The organism is Sutcliffiella sp. NPDC057660, assembly GCF_042800035.1.
Lineage (GTDB): Bacteria > Bacillota > Bacilli > Bacillales > Bacillaceae_I > Sutcliffiella_A.
Window position 1 is genome coordinate 1 of the sequence record NZ_JBHVHV010000019.1, and the last position, 17,552, is coordinate 17,552.

13 protein-coding genes are annotated in these 17,552 nt (G+C 42.4%); all 13 read right to left on the reverse strand.

Features of this window, described 5'->3' with window-relative positions:
* Positions 1-219: 219 nt before the first annotated feature.
* The 13 genes from ftsZ to ACFVAD_RS19745 all read right to left on the reverse strand — a co-directional run bounded on the left by ftsZ (position 220) and on the right by ACFVAD_RS19745 (position 17,551).
* Complete coding sequence (gene ftsZ / locus ACFVAD_RS19685) at positions 220-1,374, reverse strand: cell division protein FtsZ (protein ID WP_386644097.1); 1,155 nt, start codon at positions 1,372-1,374, stop codon at positions 220-222.
* A gap of 48 nt (positions 1,375-1,422) precedes the next feature.
* A complete protein-coding gene (gene ftsA, locus ACFVAD_RS19690) occupies positions 1,423-2,712 on the reverse strand; it encodes a cell division protein FtsA (protein ID WP_386644100.1) in 1,290 nt (429 codons plus the stop codon).
* A gap of 114 nt (positions 2,713-2,826) precedes the next feature.
* The gene (locus ACFVAD_RS19695; RefSeq protein ID WP_010193065.1) at positions 2,827-3,189 is read right to left on the reverse strand and encodes a small basic family protein; all 363 of its coding nucleotides are present in this window, start codon (positions 3,187-3,189) and stop codon (positions 2,827-2,829) included.
* A gap of 1 nt (position 3,190) precedes the next feature.
* Positions 3,191-3,907: a DUF881 domain-containing protein gene (locus ACFVAD_RS19700; protein WP_386644104.1), complete on the reverse strand. Its 717-nt coding sequence runs from the start codon at positions 3,905-3,907 to the stop codon at positions 3,191-3,193.
* 40 nt (positions 3,908-3,947) lie between these two features.
* The gene (locus tag ACFVAD_RS19705) at positions 3,948-4,634 is read right to left on the reverse strand and encodes a DUF881 domain-containing protein (RefSeq protein WP_386644107.1); all 687 of its coding nucleotides are present in this window, start codon (positions 4,632-4,634) and stop codon (positions 3,948-3,950) included.
* The gene (locus ACFVAD_RS19710) at positions 4,618-5,400 is read right to left on the reverse strand and encodes a cell division protein FtsQ/DivIB (RefSeq protein ID WP_386644110.1); all 783 of its coding nucleotides are present in this window, start codon (positions 5,398-5,400) and stop codon (positions 4,618-4,620) included. Before ACFVAD_RS19710 ends, ACFVAD_RS19705 begins: the two co-directional genes overlap by 17 nt.
* 106 nt (positions 5,401-5,506) lie before the next feature.
* Positions 5,507-6,421: a UDP-N-acetylmuramate dehydrogenase gene (gene murB / locus ACFVAD_RS19715; RefSeq protein ID WP_386644113.1), complete on the reverse strand. Its 915-nt coding sequence runs from the start codon at positions 6,419-6,421 to the stop codon at positions 5,507-5,509.
* Positions 6,422-7,065: 644 nt separating this feature from the next.
* Positions 7,066-8,166: a stage V sporulation protein E gene (spoVE, locus tag ACFVAD_RS19720; RefSeq protein ID WP_386644115.1), complete on the reverse strand. Its 1,101-nt coding sequence runs from the start codon at positions 8,164-8,166 to the stop codon at positions 7,066-7,068.
* Positions 8,167-8,336: 170 nt separating this feature from the next.
* The gene (gene murD / locus ACFVAD_RS19725; protein ID WP_386644118.1) at positions 8,337-9,686 is read right to left on the reverse strand and encodes a UDP-N-acetylmuramoyl-L-alanine--D-glutamate ligase; all 1,350 of its coding nucleotides are present in this window, start codon (positions 9,684-9,686) and stop codon (positions 8,337-8,339) included.
* Position 9,687: 1 nt separating this feature from the next.
* A complete protein-coding gene (mraY, locus tag ACFVAD_RS19730) occupies positions 9,688-10,662 on the reverse strand; it encodes a phospho-N-acetylmuramoyl-pentapeptide-transferase (RefSeq protein ID WP_386644121.1) in 975 nt (324 codons plus the stop codon).
* Between the two features lie 401 nt (positions 10,663-11,063).
* Positions 11,064-12,533 (reverse strand): UDP-N-acetylmuramoyl-L-alanyl-D-glutamate--2,6-diaminopimelate ligase, encoded by a 1,470-nt coding sequence (locus ACFVAD_RS19735; RefSeq protein ID WP_386644123.1) that lies wholly within the window; start codon positions 12,531-12,533, stop codon positions 11,064-11,066.
* A 150-nt stretch (positions 12,534-12,683) separates the two neighbouring features.
* Positions 12,684-14,621 carry a stage V sporulation protein D gene (locus ACFVAD_RS19740; RefSeq protein WP_386644126.1) on the reverse strand — a complete coding sequence of 646 codons (1,938 nt, stop codon included), beginning with the start codon at positions 14,619-14,621 and terminating at the stop codon, positions 12,684-12,686.
* A 713-nt stretch (positions 14,622-15,334) separates the two neighbouring features.
* Complete coding sequence (locus tag ACFVAD_RS19745; RefSeq protein WP_386644129.1) at positions 15,335-17,551, reverse strand: penicillin-binding protein; 2,217 nt, start codon at positions 17,549-17,551, stop codon at positions 15,335-15,337.
* Position 17,552 lies beyond the last annotated feature (1 nt).

Here is a 17,552-nt window from a genome sequence, read left to right on the forward strand (position 1 = left end):
TGTTTCTCGACAATTCAAGTATATTAGACTGGGTGATTACGTGCATTTTTTATGTCTTCAAATTGTGTAGGAACCCCAACATTTATTATAGAACCAGGATTTTTTGCTAATTTGTCGGTGTTGATGACAGGGTAAGAACAAAAAAAGCGCAAAACCCGTATTAGTACGGATTTTACGCTTTTGAAATGGCTCTTAAAAGAAGCTGGGTCTCATATATTATTATCTGCGACGGTTTCTGTTACGAAGGAACGTCGGGATGTCCAATGTTTCCTCTTGCTGTTGTGGCTGTGAAGGCTGTTGCTGACGAACAGGCTCCTGGTGCTGTTGCACTTGTTCCTCACGCTTCACTTCACGCTTTTGTACAGGTGATTTTTGTGCACCAAATACAGGGCGGGCACCTTGTTTCGTATGGTTGATTTCCGCTTCACTGAATCCGGTAGCAATAACTGTAACTACAATCTCATCTTTCAGATTCTCATTGATAACAGATCCGAAAATCATATTTACCTCTTGGTCAGAAGCTGAAGCAACAATATCAGCCGCCTCCTGGACTTCATAAAGACTAAGATTTGTTCCACCTGTAATGTTCATCAGAACTCCTTGCGCTCCATCGATGGAAGTTTCAAGTAGTGGAGATGATACTGCTTTTTTCGCAGCTTCTGCTGCACGGTTTTCACCTGTTGCTACACCAATACCCATTAATGCAGAACCTTTGTTGGACATGATTGTTTTCACATCGGCAAAGTCAAGGTTAATCAAACCAGGAGTGGCAATAAGGTCAGAGATACCTTGAACACCCTGACGGAGTACATTATCCGCTTCACGGAATGCTTCAAGCATCGGTGTGTTTTTATCTACGATTTCAAGTAGACGATCATTAGGGATTACAATCAGCGTATCGACAGCTTCTTTCATGGAAGCAATACCGCCAGCTGCTTGAGTAGCACGCTTACGGCCTTCGAATGTGAATGGTCTTGTAACAACACCTACTGTCAATGCACCTAGGTCACGTGCGATCTGAGCGATGACAGGTGCTGCACCTGTACCGGTACCTCCACCCATTCCAGCTGTTACAAATACCATATCTGCACCTTTTAATACTTCTTCCAATTGCTCTTTGCTTTCTTCTGCAGCTTTTTTCCCAACTTCAGGATTGGCTCCCGCACCAAGTCCTCGGGTCAATTTACCGCCGATTTGCATTTTAACTTCTGCCTTGGATAAATTCAGTGCTTGAGCGTCCGTGTTTACAGCGATGAATTCCACACCTTGTACACCATGCTCTATCATACGGTTTACAGCGTTATTTCCGCCTCCACCGACACCGATTACTTTAATGGTAGCTAATTGATCGATATTAGTATCAAAATCTAACATAACTGTTCCTCCTAATTCTAAGAAAGTACTAACAAATTCATCAAATGTTTATTCAAAGAAAAGACCGAAGAATTTCTTCACTTTTGTACCAACCTTTTCTTCTTCATTCACTTGCTTCATCTGCTTTCCTTTTTGTTGTGTTGGTTTACCACTGCGCTTTTCTACATGTTCTACAGATGAGGATGTAGACTCGATTTTTCTTCCTTGTAGCTTTGCATTTTTATATGCGAATTGTATCAGTCCCACACCAGTTGTATACTGTGGCTCTCTTACACCAATATAATCTGGAACAGCTTTGCGTACATTGTTATTCAAGATCAACTGTGCCAGTTCCAGCACACCTGGCATTGTTACAACACCACCTGTCAGCACAAAGCCACCAGGTACATCTCTTACACCCAATCTCTTAATCTCATGTTGCACAAGTTCGAAAATTTCTTCCATTCTAGCTTCAATAATATCAGAGATTTCAAGTTGGCTGAATTGTTGGTGCTGATCACTGCCGATAATAGGAACACTGAAGACCTCTTCATCAGAAGCATGATCATAGAAGGCATGTCCATGCTTGATTTTGATTTTCTCTGCATCTTCCGTAGATGTGCGTAAACCGATGGATATATCCTTTGTGATATATTCCCCACCTATAGGAACCACGCTTGTTGCCTTTAAAAATCCATCTTGATAAACCGCGATGGTAGTAGAACCCCCACCTATGTCTACCAACGCAACACCCAGGTCTCGTTCATCCTTGGATAGGGCAATGGAGCCGGTTGCTAGAGGCTGCAAACAGATATCGGTTATTTCCAATCCTGCTTTCTCCACACAACGCAATAAATTATGTAGAACTGTTTTAGAACCTGTGATGAGGGTACCTTCCATTTCCAGGCGTACTCCAAGCATTCCACGAGGATCATTAATTTCATCCAATCCGTCCACAATGAACTGTTTTGGAATGCAGTCGATTATTTCACGCTCAGGAGGAATGGAGAAAACTTGAGCTGCGTCAATCACTCGTGCGATATCCTCATCCGCAATTTCCCTATTTTCGCTTGAAACTGCTACTACACCATGGCAATCCTGCAACTGCACATGATTTCCGGTTACTCCTACCACCACTCTGTTAATAGGCAGGCCTACCATTCTTTCTGCCTGCTCCACTGCCTTCTTGATGGAATGAACCGTCTCATCTATGTCTACTATTGATCCTTTTCGTAAACCAGTTGATTTTACATTACCGACTCCAATTATATTTAAAGTATCATTTACCATTTCTCCAATGATTACTTTAACACTGGATGTACCGATGTCCAAACTTACGTAAATTTCATTGCTGTTCATTCTATGGCACCTCCTTCTACTACTAAAAAACAACCAATTATATAGAACAACAAGCGGAAAAACTTATTATACTAGAAAGTATTCCACATTCATGATGTTTTCCCTTTTTAAAAATCATTTTTTTTCGTTTTTTTCTTTAGAAAGTGACCACTTGGATAATAAAATTCTTCTTATCACTGCAATATTCTGGAACAACCTGACTCCAAATGCGAAAACTGCAGCTAAATACAAGTCTACACCAAGATGGACACCGAGAAAAGCTAAACTTGCTGCCAATAGGATATTAAAGAAAAATCCGGATACAAATACTTTATCATCATAATTGTTTTGCAGATGAGCCCTTATCCCACCGAATAATGTATCCAGTGCAGCCAGAACTGCGATGGATAAGTAGTTCGAATACTCATCCGGAACCCTGATTTCAGAATACAGTCCCAACACAATTCCTACTATCAGCCCAAGGAGCGGAAGCCACATATCAATTCCCCTCCTTCTCTGCCTTCACCGGCTCCATGTATTTCACTCTGATTGCTTCGTCATATGCCGGTACTGTGACATGATTAATGGGAGTGGAAACTTCCAGTAATAGATTTTCGATCGCAAACTCGTCCATTGCCCTTGATACCTGCAGACGGTTATATAACTTGGTCGGGTTGTCTGTAATAACAACAATTTCAAAATTCGCGTTAGGAATCCATGCATTATTCACTTTTGTCCTACCATTGATTTCACGGATCACCGTGTTATTGACGATGCGCTGACCTGCAATGGAGATTTCTTCACTATCATAGGAATTCAATTCATTGACAAATCGACGCAATAGTTCTGCTGAAATATTTTCCTGCACTTCACCAAGGATATCTTCCCCGAAAAGTGGTTTGACAGTCATTCTTATACCCGGCCCGCTCACTTCTGTCAGGCCTGCATCCTTTTTTAAATCCTCAAGCGTATCTCTTAAAGCAGCTTCTTTGGATTTTTTTTGCTCTTTTGTATATTCCTGAATAGTAGCTTCATATTTCCGAATCTCCTGGAATATTTGCGACTGTATTTCCTGCTCTCTTTTCAGATCGCTTCTCAGTTCCCATGTATCACGTGTATCGCGAATATCCGGTTGTTGAACTGTTTGAAATTGAACGGCAACCATCAGGCCAACAATAATTGTAATAATGGTGAAACTTAATTTCCGATTGACCACCTAGAACACCTTACCTTACCAAGCATGCAGCCCAATTAATCTATTGAATGACAGGGTCTATTACAATTCTGTCCTTTTCCATCATTTTTATCGTAATATTATCTGCAACTAATTGGTCCTTTACACCACCAAGGATATTAAGTGCAGGAATAAGCACTTTTGGGTCTCCTATTGCACTTATTTTAAAAGGTGCAGGGAACTGGTTTCCATCAATGGTGATAACGGGACCGTTGCAAACAATATAAGAGTTCTTCGTAATTCGTTGATCATTGATGGAAACTGCAGCTGCACCCGAGATGAGAAGCTCGTTCATCACTTTAAAAACATGTCCCTCGTGAACGATATAATTATTTACATTTTCCTCGGATGGTACATAAGAGGCATCTGAAAGCGTTATCTCCACGCCCTTACCCTGTACTTTTACGTTTCCATTGTACATTCGAAGATTCTCAGCATCTTCCACCAGATTGAAAAGAAGCTGCTCTCCTGTTGCCAGACTTTCCTCAATTTTTCTTAGTTCTTCCTGCTTGTCCAATAATTCTTTTTGCAATTGCAAGTTCCGCTCTTCCGTCTTTATCAAAGAATCGCGAATTGCAAAGTCGCGTTCCCATTGTCTGTCTGTTCCTTTGTTGTCTTCCTCTTGCGTTAATTGATACGAATAGGAAATGATGAATCCAAGCACTAAACAAACAAAGGATAGGACGACATGTTTACCGTTCACCTTCATCCTGATCTTCATCTCCAACTGTTTCATAAGGTTTGAAAAATGTCCCTACCTCTATATTGATCACACCTTTTTGATTCGGATCAAGCTGTGCGACAATGGAGGGATATGCTGACATTTTATTTGAAAAGTCTCTTACTGTTGCACTAACCTCGAATCCATCGTTCATAAATAGTGTAATATGATAAGGATCTACTTCAGATGGCGTATGATGAATTTCTGAAATGGCATAGATGATGGATTCGGGCAGCTTCATCAGTTCCCCGATAAATTCTTCCACGGAATCACCCTGATTCCAGTTCATCATAAGGGGAGCATCATCTGGCAGCGAGTTCAATTCAATTGCAGCTAAAATTTTCCCGCTTTCGATAACAGGAAAGTAATTCCCTTCGTCATATATATATGCGATACGATTATATTCCTTAATGTCAATTTCAACAGTATTGGGAAGTTTCCTGAATACACGGGCTTCTTTTATTTCTTTATGCTGAAGGATTTGATTGGATGCTTCTTCCTCATTTACTCTCCAGATGCTTGTCTTAAGGGAAATTCCACTTAAGTGTACAATTTCCTCTTCCGTCAAGTGGCGATCACCACTTACTTTAATAGCCGAGACCTTGCTTAAGGAAGATTGTGAGTAAATAATTAGGGATAACAGGATAAAAAATAAGGATAAATAGAGAATAAGTCTCCGGTTAGCCTTGTGTTTTCGCTGCTCTTTTAATTTAGGAACCCGATCTTCCAAAGTAACTACTTTCCCTTTTTCCATGTAGTACGTTTTCACCCCACCGCACGGCATATTCCAAGAATATATTATGCATTGATTTTCTAGCATAATTATATCACATGTGGGGTGAAAAAAAGGATAAAGAATACTATTTTCTTCCTATTATTTCAACTTCCGTCTCTAATTGCACGTTGAATGATTCAAGTACCGTTTTTTTGATATGTGCGATAAGGTCCAGTACATCCTGAGCTTTCGCCCCATTATCATTTACAATGAAATTAGCATGCATGTCAGAAACTTTTGCACCACCGATTGTGTACCCTTTCAGGCCGGCTTTTTCGATCAATGCACCTGCATATTCCGGGAGCGGATTTCTGAAGATGCTTCCTGCACAAGGATAATTGAAAGGTTGGGTATTACGTCTGTAATCTTTGTTCTTTTGAAGTGTAGCAACCACATCTTCCCTGTTTCCCTCTTCCACATTCAAAACAGCTTCAAGACAGATTCCTGGGCGTTCTTTCTGAAGCAGTGATGTGCGATAGGAGAAATTCATTTCCTCCGCTGTCAACCAGGCCATCTCGCCATCTTCAAATAATACATGTGCCACTTTCAGTACTTTGGACATATCCGAACCGTGTGCACCTGCATTCATATAAACGGCACCTCCGACTGTCCCTGGGATGCCTGCAGCAAATTCAAGACCTGTCAATCCTTGTTTACTGATGATGGTTACAAGCTTGATCAGGGAGTAGCCACCGCCCACTTTCACTTCATTTCCGCTCACATCGAGATGGTCCATGCCGTTCCCAAGCTTTATGACTACACCTTCTATTCCAAGATCTGACACTAACAGATTGGACCCGCGTCCTATCGCAGTCCATTTTGCGTCATGCTTATGAATAATCTTCATGGTCTTCTGCAGCATTTCGAGATTACTCGGTTCTACCAATACATCTGCAGGACCGCCAATCTTCATTGTTGTATGATTTGCCAATGGCTCATCAGGCAGAACCTTACCTACATTTGCTTCTTGCAGCTCACTAACCAACTGTAAATGTTCCATAATTTCCTCCTACATACACGTACCGTCAATCATTCAATTAATTTTATAATGAAAGAGTGTAAATCGTTTTTATTGCCGTGTACTTGATCTTTTTTTATTCTATGCAGTATAAAAAAAGAAGGTACATCAGCCTAATGCATCGTAAAGGGATGGGATGAGTCTAAATATGTATTATGAAAAAAACGAACGATAGTTATATACCCATCGTACTATAAGGATAAACCCCTTTAATCCATCCTAGCATATTTTCCGCTAATCTAAACGTCAAATAATAAAAAAGACTCATCACTTTGCGCGCATAATATCTATATACTATATCCCTTGTTGGAGTTGTGCAATCAAAATCAGATTTTGTAACCAAATTTTTATTTTTTGTCATATAATCGAAAAGCGGCTGAAACTTATCTCAGGTCCAAATACTCATTTCAACATTCCTGGTTATTTAATTGTTCATTTATATAACTTCAGATAAAATGGCTCCGTAAACACCGCTGTTGATTTCCGCACTAGGCTGCGCTTTCCGCGGAAAGCGAACACCTGGAACGGAAATCAACAGGGAGTCAAATGAGGTGCATTCATATTTTCAGGGTGACCAATAAGCAAAGCCAGAAAGTCAGTTTTCACTGAATTTCTGGCTTTTTCGTTTAATATTTTGCATATCTGCTTATATTTAGCAGGATTCCCACTGCCATAAGCATCAAGGTCAATGAGGATCCTCCATAGCTTAAAAACGGCAAGGTGATTCCGGTTACTGGCATCAATCCTGTAACAACCCCGACATTGATGATAACCTGGATGGCTACCATAGCGATAATGCCTACTGCCAAGAAACTTCCATATAGATCAGGTGCTCCGAGTGCTATGCGTATGCCCCTCCATAGCAGGAGCGCAAATAGCAAGACGACAAAGGATCCCCCAATAAAGCCCAGTTCTTCAGCTAGAATGGCAAAAATGAAATCCGTTTGTGGTTCTGGCAAGTAAAAGAATTTTTGCCTGCTTTGACCCAATCCCAATCCAAGTAGACCACCGGGACCGATTGCATACAGGGACTGGATAATCTGAAACCCACTGTTCAAAGGGTCTTCCCACGGATCAAGGAAAGAGGTAATTCGCTTTATTCGGTAAGGGGCAGACAGTACCAATGCAACAAACCCAGCCACGCCTATTAACCCTAATCCAACAAAGTGACTGATTCTTGCACCTGCAACATAAATCATGACGATACAGGTTCCGACCATTACGGTCCCTGTTCCAAGATCCGGTTGAAGCATAATCATTCCAAATGCCAGGAAAACCAACCCAAGGCTAGGTACTAACCCCTTTTTGAAGGAAGTAATCTTTTTTTGATTTTCGCTTAAGTACTTTGCCAAGAATGCAATCATGGCAATTTTCATGAATTCTGAAGGTTGTACCGAAAATGCTCCGACTCCTATCCAGCTCCTAGACCCATTCCGTTCCATCCCGATACCAGGAATCAATACGGCTACCAGAAGGATAAAACATACAATAATAATCAGCTTTGCCCATGTACGCCATGTCCAGTAATCCACATTCATGATAAAGAACATCGCCACAACCCCAAGGCCTGCAAACAGCAGCTGCCGCTTTGCGAAGAAAAAGGTGTCCTGGAACTTATAATCCGCCCAGACTGCACTTGCACTGTAGACCATTATCAAACCTATCGCAAGTAAAGTCAGTGTTGTTATGATTAGAATTAAATCGGGAGTAGATCGCTTTGTCGCCAACAGAAAACACCTCTCGAGCATTTTTTAGAGCAAATAGATAAGGAGAACCAGCCTGCTTCTTTTTTCCTTCTATTTAGCCAAAAAAAAGGCTTTGTCCGTATGTTGCACTTCCCTTAAATCCCGGAAGTGGGCAACTATCAGAACAAAGCCTCCTGTCTATGGCCAAGCCCTTACTTAAGCTTATGCACGGCCTCTATAAAAATGTCTCCCCGTTGTTCAAATGTTTTATATTGATCCCAACTTGCACATGCTGGAGATAAAAGGATAACATCACCGACATGGGACATTTCATAAGCAACCGGAACGGCTTTTTCCACATTATCGACACGTTTAATCTCTTTTATTCCTGCCTCTTTCGCAGTTTTCATAAGTTTCTCCGCGGTTTCGCCAAAAGTGATCAATGCTTTTACATTGTCCAGGTACGGAAGAAGATCATCGAACTCGTTTCCTCTATCCAAACCGCCAGCCAGCAGAATGACTTTTTCTTCAAAGGCGGAAATCGCTTTTTGAGTGGCTAATACATTGGTAGCTTTTGAATCATTGTAAAATCTTCGATTCTCGATTGTATCCACATACTGCAGGCGGTGCTTGACCCCGGTAAAAGAGGTAAGCACTTGGTGAATCGCTTCATTGGAGGTACCTACCAGCTTTACAGCCGCTACTGCGGCAAGAATGTTTTCCAGATTATGCTTTCCTGGCAAGACAATATCCTTTACATCCATCACTTTTTCTTCCTTAAAATAGATGGCATCATCCTGCAGGTATGCACCATCCACCTTTTTTGTTACAGAAAAAGGAATAATCGTTGCACTTGAATGTAGAACCATGTCCATAATGACAGCATCATCTGCATTAATCACTGCAAAATCTTCATTTGTCTGATTCTTCATGATTGCCGCTTTGGCTTTTGCATAATCTCCTACTGTGCCATGATAATCCAAATGAGCCTCAAAAATATTCAGCAGCACAGAAATTTTTGGGCGGAAGGATTCAATACCCATTAATTGAAAGGAAGAAAGCTCTGTCACCATGATGTTCGATGAAGTAGCTTTTTGGGCCACCTCTACAGAAACTTGACCGATGTTTCCTGCAATAAGAGGAGACTTCCCGCCCGCTTCAAGTATTTCATCAATCAACGTGGTGGTAGTGGTTTTGCCATTTGAACCGGTAATGCCGATAAAATCCGCTTCGCTGATCTGATAGGCAAGCTCCACTTCAGTAAGTACAGGAATACCTTTTTGAATGGCCAACTCCACCAACGGATTCGTATAAGGAATTCCCGGATTTTTGAATACCATATCGATGTCCTGATCAAAGATGCTTAATGGATGCCCTCCGCAGATTACCTCCATTCCTTTGGCTTGCAGTGCCATCGCCTGCTCATTACCTTCAATTGGAGTACGATCGTTTACAATGACATTTGCGCCGAGTGTATGTAATAGATTTGCCGTGGCTGTGCCGCTTTTTGCCAGTCCTAAGACAAGTACGTTCTTTTCCTTATAAAGGTCAATATGCTTCATATCAGATCCACACCTCTAAATAGATTCCCAGGACTGCACATAATAGGCCAACTGTCCAAAAGGATACCACAACACGCCATTCCGACCATCCAACAAGCTCATAATGGTGGTGAAGCGGACTCATCTTGAAGATTCTTCGTCCAGTTATTTTAAAAGAAATAACCTGGATAATAACAGAAAGTGTTTCAAGAACGAATACGCCCCCAATAATGATCAAGATGATTTCAAGCTTCAAAAGGACTGCTACAGTTGCAATTGCTCCACCAAGAGCCAATGACCCTGTATCTCCCATAAACACTTTTGCCGGATGGGCATTGAATACAAGAAACCCGAGTAACGCACCAACGACTGCCACAGAGAAAATGGAAACTTCAAACTGTGATTGATTCCAAGCCAAAACAGCGAATGCTCCAAATGCAATGGCTGCTGTACCTGAAACAAGGCCGTCAAGTCCATCTGTCAGATTGACTGCGTTGGAAAAACCAACTAGCCAGAAAATCAGGAAAACTACATAGAAAATACCCAATTCAAATGACAGATCCGTTCCAGGTATGGAAACAGCTGTAGAGAACTCGAATTGTGTGAATACAAAATAGAAGACCACAGCGATGACGATCTGCCCAACCAGCTTTTGAAGGGAGGTCAACCCGAGGTTTCTTTTTAATACGACTTTGATGAAATCATCCAAAAACCCCAGCAGTCCGTATCCAACTGTAACAAAAAGCAACAGATAGGTTTCAACAGATGCCTCAGCAAATCTGCCTGTAATGATAAGCGTAGTGACGACTACAGAAAGCAGAATCATCAGACCGCCCATTGTAGGGGTTCCTGTCTTCTTCATGTGTGACTGGGGCCCTTCTTCCCGGATGCTTTGACCAAACTTCAATCTCCGTAGGAAGGGAATAAAAATTGGTGATAATAGAACGGTAATTAAAAAAGATATAACGATGGCAAATAATACAACCTGTTGTTGCATCGTTATTCCCTCCTCTCTAGTAATATGAGTAGAGGTATTATCACCATAAGCATTCTTCAACATTATGATTCATTAGGTTCTGCGACTGAATATATGCTCCGTTTCAAACCTTCTTCGACAAAAATGCGGGACATACCTATGGTTTCAAACACCATTTACAAGCTTCTGGGATGCGCAAAACTTGCTTTTTGGTAACACATTCAAAAAAGTGATTAGATGTACCAAAACTAAATTTTATCTGTTTTTCCCTCTTCTGCAAATACTTTTTTTCATGTTTTTTCTTTTTCTTTAGGAAATGAATCTTTTTCTTTAAATTCTGCTCATTTTATGGGATTGCCAGTGACTTTTAGCATGGATATTTCGAAAGCCTGATTAGCGCATTTTTCCATACCCTACATATTCTATGATAGACCCCGGGCATGTATGGCTTCCCGAGCCACTTTTCTATCATCAAATTCCAGCACTTTATCACCAATCAGCTGATAGGTTTCATGCCCTTTTCCAGCAATCAAAATGACATCTCCCGAACTTGCCTCGTTCACTGCTTTTGATATGGCCATTCTCCGATCCTCAATAATTTCATAAGACTGACCCTCTACCCCTGCCTCCATATCCATAAAAATCTGAGCAGGATGCTCAGTACGTGGATTATCAAGCGTGAATATTACTTTTTGCGCATGGCTTATTGCGGCCTTTGCCATTAAGGGCCTTTTTGAACGGTCACGGTCTCCGCCACATCCGACCACACAGATAATGTTTTTCTCGGATAGTTGTTTGGCTGTCCTTAATACATTTTCCAGGCTGTCAGGGGTATGTGCATAATCCACTATCACAGTATAGTCCTGACCTTCTTCGATAACCTCGAACCTGCCAGGGACTCCTTTCATTTCCTCTACAACCTTAATAATCGTTTCCATTGGAATATCGGAAACATAAGACGCGGCAATTGCAGCCAATACGTTGTAGACACTGAATTGCCCCACCAACTGCAAATGAATAGGAACCACCCTGTTGTCGTATACTAAGTCAAACTTGGTACCTTTCCCTGATATTTTAATATTGGAAGCCATAATATCACTTTTATTATTTATTCCATAGGTAATTACCTGGGCGGCTGTAGACCGGGCAAAAAATCCACTTGCATCGTCATCAGCATTCAATACGGCGAATTTGGGCTTTTGTAGGTTATAGGCATTCCCCAGAGAGGAAAATAGCAAGGATTTGGCAAACTGGTATTCTTCCATCGTCTTGTGATAATCCAGATGGTCCTGAGTGAGATTCGTAAATACCGCAACATCAAAATCACATCCATAGACTCTGCCCATATGCAGGGCATGGGAAGAAACCTCCATCACAACGGTCTGAACTTCATTATTCACCATTTGATGAAAAGATTCATGAAGTGTCAGCGCATCTGGTGTCGTATTTTTCACAGGAAAGGACCTATTACCGATTTTCATATTGATGGTGCCGATCATTCCTGTTTTCTGTCCATGTTTTTGAAATATGGATTCGATGATATGGGTTGTCGTAGTTTTCCCATTGGTTCCCGTAATTCCGATGAGATGCAATTTATGTGTAGGCTGACCATAAAAAATATCAGCTAAAATCGCCATTGCCCTTTTGGAATCCGGGACAACTATTACTGGTACTGGCACATCCAACACTTTTTCGGAAATAATGGCAACCGCACCATTTCTGATCGCTTCTTCTGCATAGTTATGACCATCTACCGTATACCCCTTAATGCAAAAAAATAAACTCCCCTTCCTTGCCAACCGGGAATCCATCTCGATCGAATCTATTGCTGGATTTAAAGCAGAAGATACCTGATATCGGTGTAAATATTGAATTAAGTCTTGAAGCATCATAGGAATCATTCCCTTCTACTTGGAATTGCTCAAGGACGCTTGAAAGTGTAGGTTAGACTGTTAATTGACAGGTAGAATTTTCATCCTATCTCCATTCTATCCTATTTAGGGAAATTAAACCAAGAGCCCGCTTTAGGGCCCTTGGTTTTTTTAGTCTTTATCACTTTTATTGGAACCGGACATGTATACTCGAATTGTGGAACCCTCTTTGACTTTTGTTCCCGGCTTTGGTGCCTGTTCCACTACTACGTCTCCGTCCCCGCTGATGTCAAGCTTCAGCGTGATCAGCTGCTGAACTAGTTCTTTTTTGGACATGCCTTTCAAATCAGGCACTTCAACCAAAGGGACATCCGGCCATTGCAGTTCCTTTTCTATTTGTCCTTTTCTCTTATCCACACCAAGCGCGCTTAGGCTTTCCTCCATTATATTCCCGACGACTGGTGCTGCTACTACTCCACCGAACTGAACGGTGCCTTTTGGATTATCAATTGCCAGATAGACAACAATCTGCGGGTCGTCTGCAGGAGCAAATCCAATAAAGGAAACGATATGATTGTTTTCCATATATCGACCATTCTGCACTTTTTGGGCGGTTCCTGTTTTTCCTCCCACCCGGTATCCTTCTACAAATGCATTTTTTCCTGTGCCTTGCGCAACGACACTTTCCAATGCATATCGAACTTGGTTGGAGGTTTCTTCCGAAATGACCCTTCTCTTTTCTACAGGTGTGTTTCTTGAAACCACGTCCCCTGATACCGGGTCGATAAACTCCTTGGCAATGTAAGGTGTATAGAGTATCCCACCATTGATTGCCGCAGACACTGCCGCCACCTGCTGGATCGGTGTCACGGAAACCCCCTGGCCAAATGCGGTTGTCGCAAGTTCTACAGGTCCTATACGTTCTGGCTTAAAGAGAATCCCTTTCCCCTCACCTTGGAGGTCAATGCCGGTTTTCTCCCCAAATCCAAATGATTTAATGTAATCAAATAATGTATCCGTACCAAGACGTTGTCCCAATTCCACGAATCCCGGGTTACAGGAATTTTGGACGACTTCCAAAAACGTCTGATGGCCATGTCCGCCCTTTTTCCAGCAGCGCAGTCTCGCACCCGCCACCTCAGCAGCCCCGTCATCATTGAAGGTGTCTTTTGTCAGATTGACTTTATTTTCTTCCAATGCTGCAGCCAATGTAATTATTTTGAATGTTGATCCCGGCTCATACGTACTCCAAACAGGCAGATTTCGATTGTAGATTTCTGGCGGGACCTTTTGGAACTCAGCAGGATCAAAATCGGGCCTGCTCGACATAGCCAGTATTTCGCCAGTATTAGGATCCATCGCTATGGCAATGATTCCATCCGGATTATATTGTTCATAGGCAAGATCCAGTTGATTCTCCATGATGGTCTGCACCTTGGAGTCTATCGTGAGCCTAAGGTCAAGACCGTCCACCGGAGCTACATAATCATCTGGAATATCAGGCATTCTTCGACCTTTTGCATCCGAATAGAACTGAACATGCCCTTTATTCCCTTTGAGTTGTTCATCATAATACAACTCCAATCCCATCAGCCCCTGATTGTCGATGCCGGCAAATCCAAGGACATGCGAGAGGTAACTGCCAAAAGGATAATGTCTTTTCGAATCTTCGGCAATATACACACCTTTAAGATCCAATGCACGAACTTCCTTTGCCTTCTCATGGGATATTTTCCTTCCTTCGGGATTGATTCTTTCCATGGAAGAATTTTTGGTAATCTGCTTGTACAATTTTTCTTTGGACATATTTAAGACAGCTGCCAATTTTTCAGCTGTTTGATTTGGATCTTGAATTTGTCTTGGAACCACCAACACAGAAGGTGCACTCATATTTGTGGCCAAAGGTACTCCGTTTCGATCCAGAATATCACCCCGCTCCGGTTCAAAAGGGATGTTACGGCTCCATGAGTCCTTAGCACGGTCCGTCAACATATTCCCTAGAGCAAACTGCACATAGCCTAAGCGCAGATCGATGATTGTAAATAGAAGGATGCCTACCAGTAATACCACAGTCAATCTTCTCCGTACCGCAACATGAGATACTCGCATAACACATGAACCTCCTTTAATATTCGTTGTAATATATGCTTGTACAACGGGGGATAGAACATGCCGAGAGGCGAATAATGATGACGGTGCCGTCAAAAATGTTTGATTAAAGAGAAGGCTCTTTTTGTAAAGATTGTTGCTTTAAGCATAGCGAGCTGGACTAAAGATAAAATGTGAACATAAACACCATGTTGGTCTCCGTTCCAGGCGGCAGCGATCGCGGGCGGCCTCGGGAGCCTCCTCGGCGCATTTGCGCCTGCGGGGTCTCCCTTGACACGCTGCTCCCGCAGGACAAGGAAGGCTCCGGCAGCGATACATCGCACGCAGAAAATGCTTGCATTTTCAAGGAGACTCACGCCTCGCACTCCAACCAACAGGGGTGACTCATAGTATTATATTTGCCTTCTAAAGTTTAAAAATTGGACTTTGTCTCATCTTTTCAATTCAGCAGAGCAAATAATATTGAAAACTGAGTTGATTGTAGCGGAGGACACTTGACTCCTGCGGGAGAGTAGAGGGCATGGAAGACCCACAGGCGAAGCCGAGGAGGCTCCCATCCGTCCCCCGGGAATCTTGTGTCTGCAGCGGAAATCAACGGCTATATTTGACGGGACATTTTATCAAATTGGCACAATGAATGCGAAAACAACCAAAGAAAAAAAGGCTATAGAACAGAAGTTACCACTCCATGTCCAATAGCCTATATTTTGGGTTCAGCTCACAGCGTCCCTTTCTTCCTCTTCCTCCTCATTTTCACTTTCAGGAAGAGGCCTGTTGGATTTCAATTCAATGATGAGGTGGTCACCACTTTTCAGAACTGTTCCAGGAGCAATATTCTGCTTGTGTACATAGCCATTGCCGACGATGTTCGGTTTAATTCCCAACAGATTCGTCAGTTTTCTGACATCTCTCAGGCTCCAGCCTGTCATATCCGGCATCGGCGGTTCTTTTTCCGTAAGAAGAAGAACCTGTTCGGCTTTGATTACCGATTGGCCCGCTTCTGGAATCTGCTTGAGTACCTTGGATCCATTTCCAAGCACAACATATTCCGGCGATTCGGCATCCTGGCTTCCGTTTATGGCATTTTTAACACTTCCGCCAACCAGATCTGGCACCTTGTGGCCTGTCTGTTTTTTCTTCGGAGCACTTTGCACCTTCTCGTCAGGCTGTATGCTCAAATACTGCAAGCTTCTTCTCATCACGCTATTGAATACCCCGGATACCGGTCCAGCCCCATTTTCATGCTTCTCAATTTTCGGCTTTTGCACCGCAACATATATGAGAAGCTCGGGATTATCCGCTGGCGCCATACCTGTTATGCTATAGATGTATTCCCCATGTCCATACAGATATTTTCCGTCAGGACCAGGCATCTGGGCTGTTCCAGTCTTGGCTGCTACACTGTAACCCTCAATAGCATAGGGACGTCCGGTTCCATTTTCAGCAGTTACTACTGATTCAAGGACAGAGAGTACTTTATTGGCCGTTTCTTTTGAGATCGGCTCGCCTTTTTGCTTGGGCTTATTTTGCAGAACCACTTCATTCGTATTTGGGTCGACGATTTTGTCAATCACGTATGGCTGCATCATTTTCCCATCATTCGCTATTGCTGTTGCCGCTTGAATCTGCTGTATTGGGGTAAAAGCAGAGGCTTGTCCAAAAGCGGTAGAGATACGGTCACGGTTGTAATGATAGTTTATGTTACTTGTGGTTTCATCCGGCAGGTCAATCCCTGTAGGTTTGTCCATTCCGAATGCTTTAATATATTCCAGGAGTGTATCTGTCCCCATTTTGTCCGCCAGCAAGGCAAAGGCAACGTTTGATGAGCGTTGAACACCTTCATCAAATGTAATCGTCCCCCATCCTACCCCTCCATTATGGTCTCTTACCGGAATCGGATCTTTAGGCAGCATGTACGTCCCTGATTCATAAAGCGTTGAACCGTTATAGACGCCTTCTTCGATTGCAGCAGCCAAGGAAAAGATTTTCATCGTGGAACCAGGTTCATAACGATAGGAAATAGTATCGTTATTCCAATTGTCCGTAAGTCCTTCCCGGGTATTCAAATCAAAGGTAGGTCTTGAACCCATCGCCAATATCTGCCCGGTTTTAGGGTCGGCAACAATGGCCATTATTTTCTCAGGCTCATATTTTTCTTCCACTTCATTCATCGCTTCTTCAAGAAACGTCTGAATCGTCTTATCCAAAGTCAGATGTACATTCTTTCCGTTTATTGCCGGAACAAAGGATACATTGGCATCTTTTGGTAAAACCGTGCCTTTATTATCAGTTTTGATTGTGTAGTTGCCGTCCTGCTCTTTCAATTCTTCTTCCAGCATTTTCTCCAATCCAATAGCACCTTTAACCTGGCCATTTTCATCCGGCCTAGCAAACCCAATAACATGGCTTGCAAACACACCGTTCCAGTAGTATCGTTTCTTTCCTTCAATAAATGCTATTCCGGGAAGCTCGAGCTCTTCTATTTTATTCTTGACTGAAGGAGAGATGTCGCGCCCGATTGCCCCGAACTCAACCTGTTTCCTATCCTGCTCCAATTTCTCAAGTATCTCGCTTTCATCCGCTTCAAGCAGTGGCGCAAGCTTGCTAGCGGTTTCTTTTGGATCTACGACATGGCGTTTAATCTTTTCGGTTGAAAGAGATTCATCCAAAACTGCGACGAGGTTGAAGGATGGTGTATCTTCTGCTATCGGATCTCCACTTCTATCAAGGATAGCCCCTCTGTCGGCCTGGATGTTCTTATCGACATTATAGTACTTTGCCGCCTCGGCAGACATGTTATGGCCCTTTACTTCACCTGTAGCCTGCAGGTATAGGAAGCGTCCTATTAATAGAAAAAAGAGCAACGCAAATATTACAAGTAAAAATGCGGCTCCTAAATGAATTCTTTTTTTATGAACAATATTTTGCATA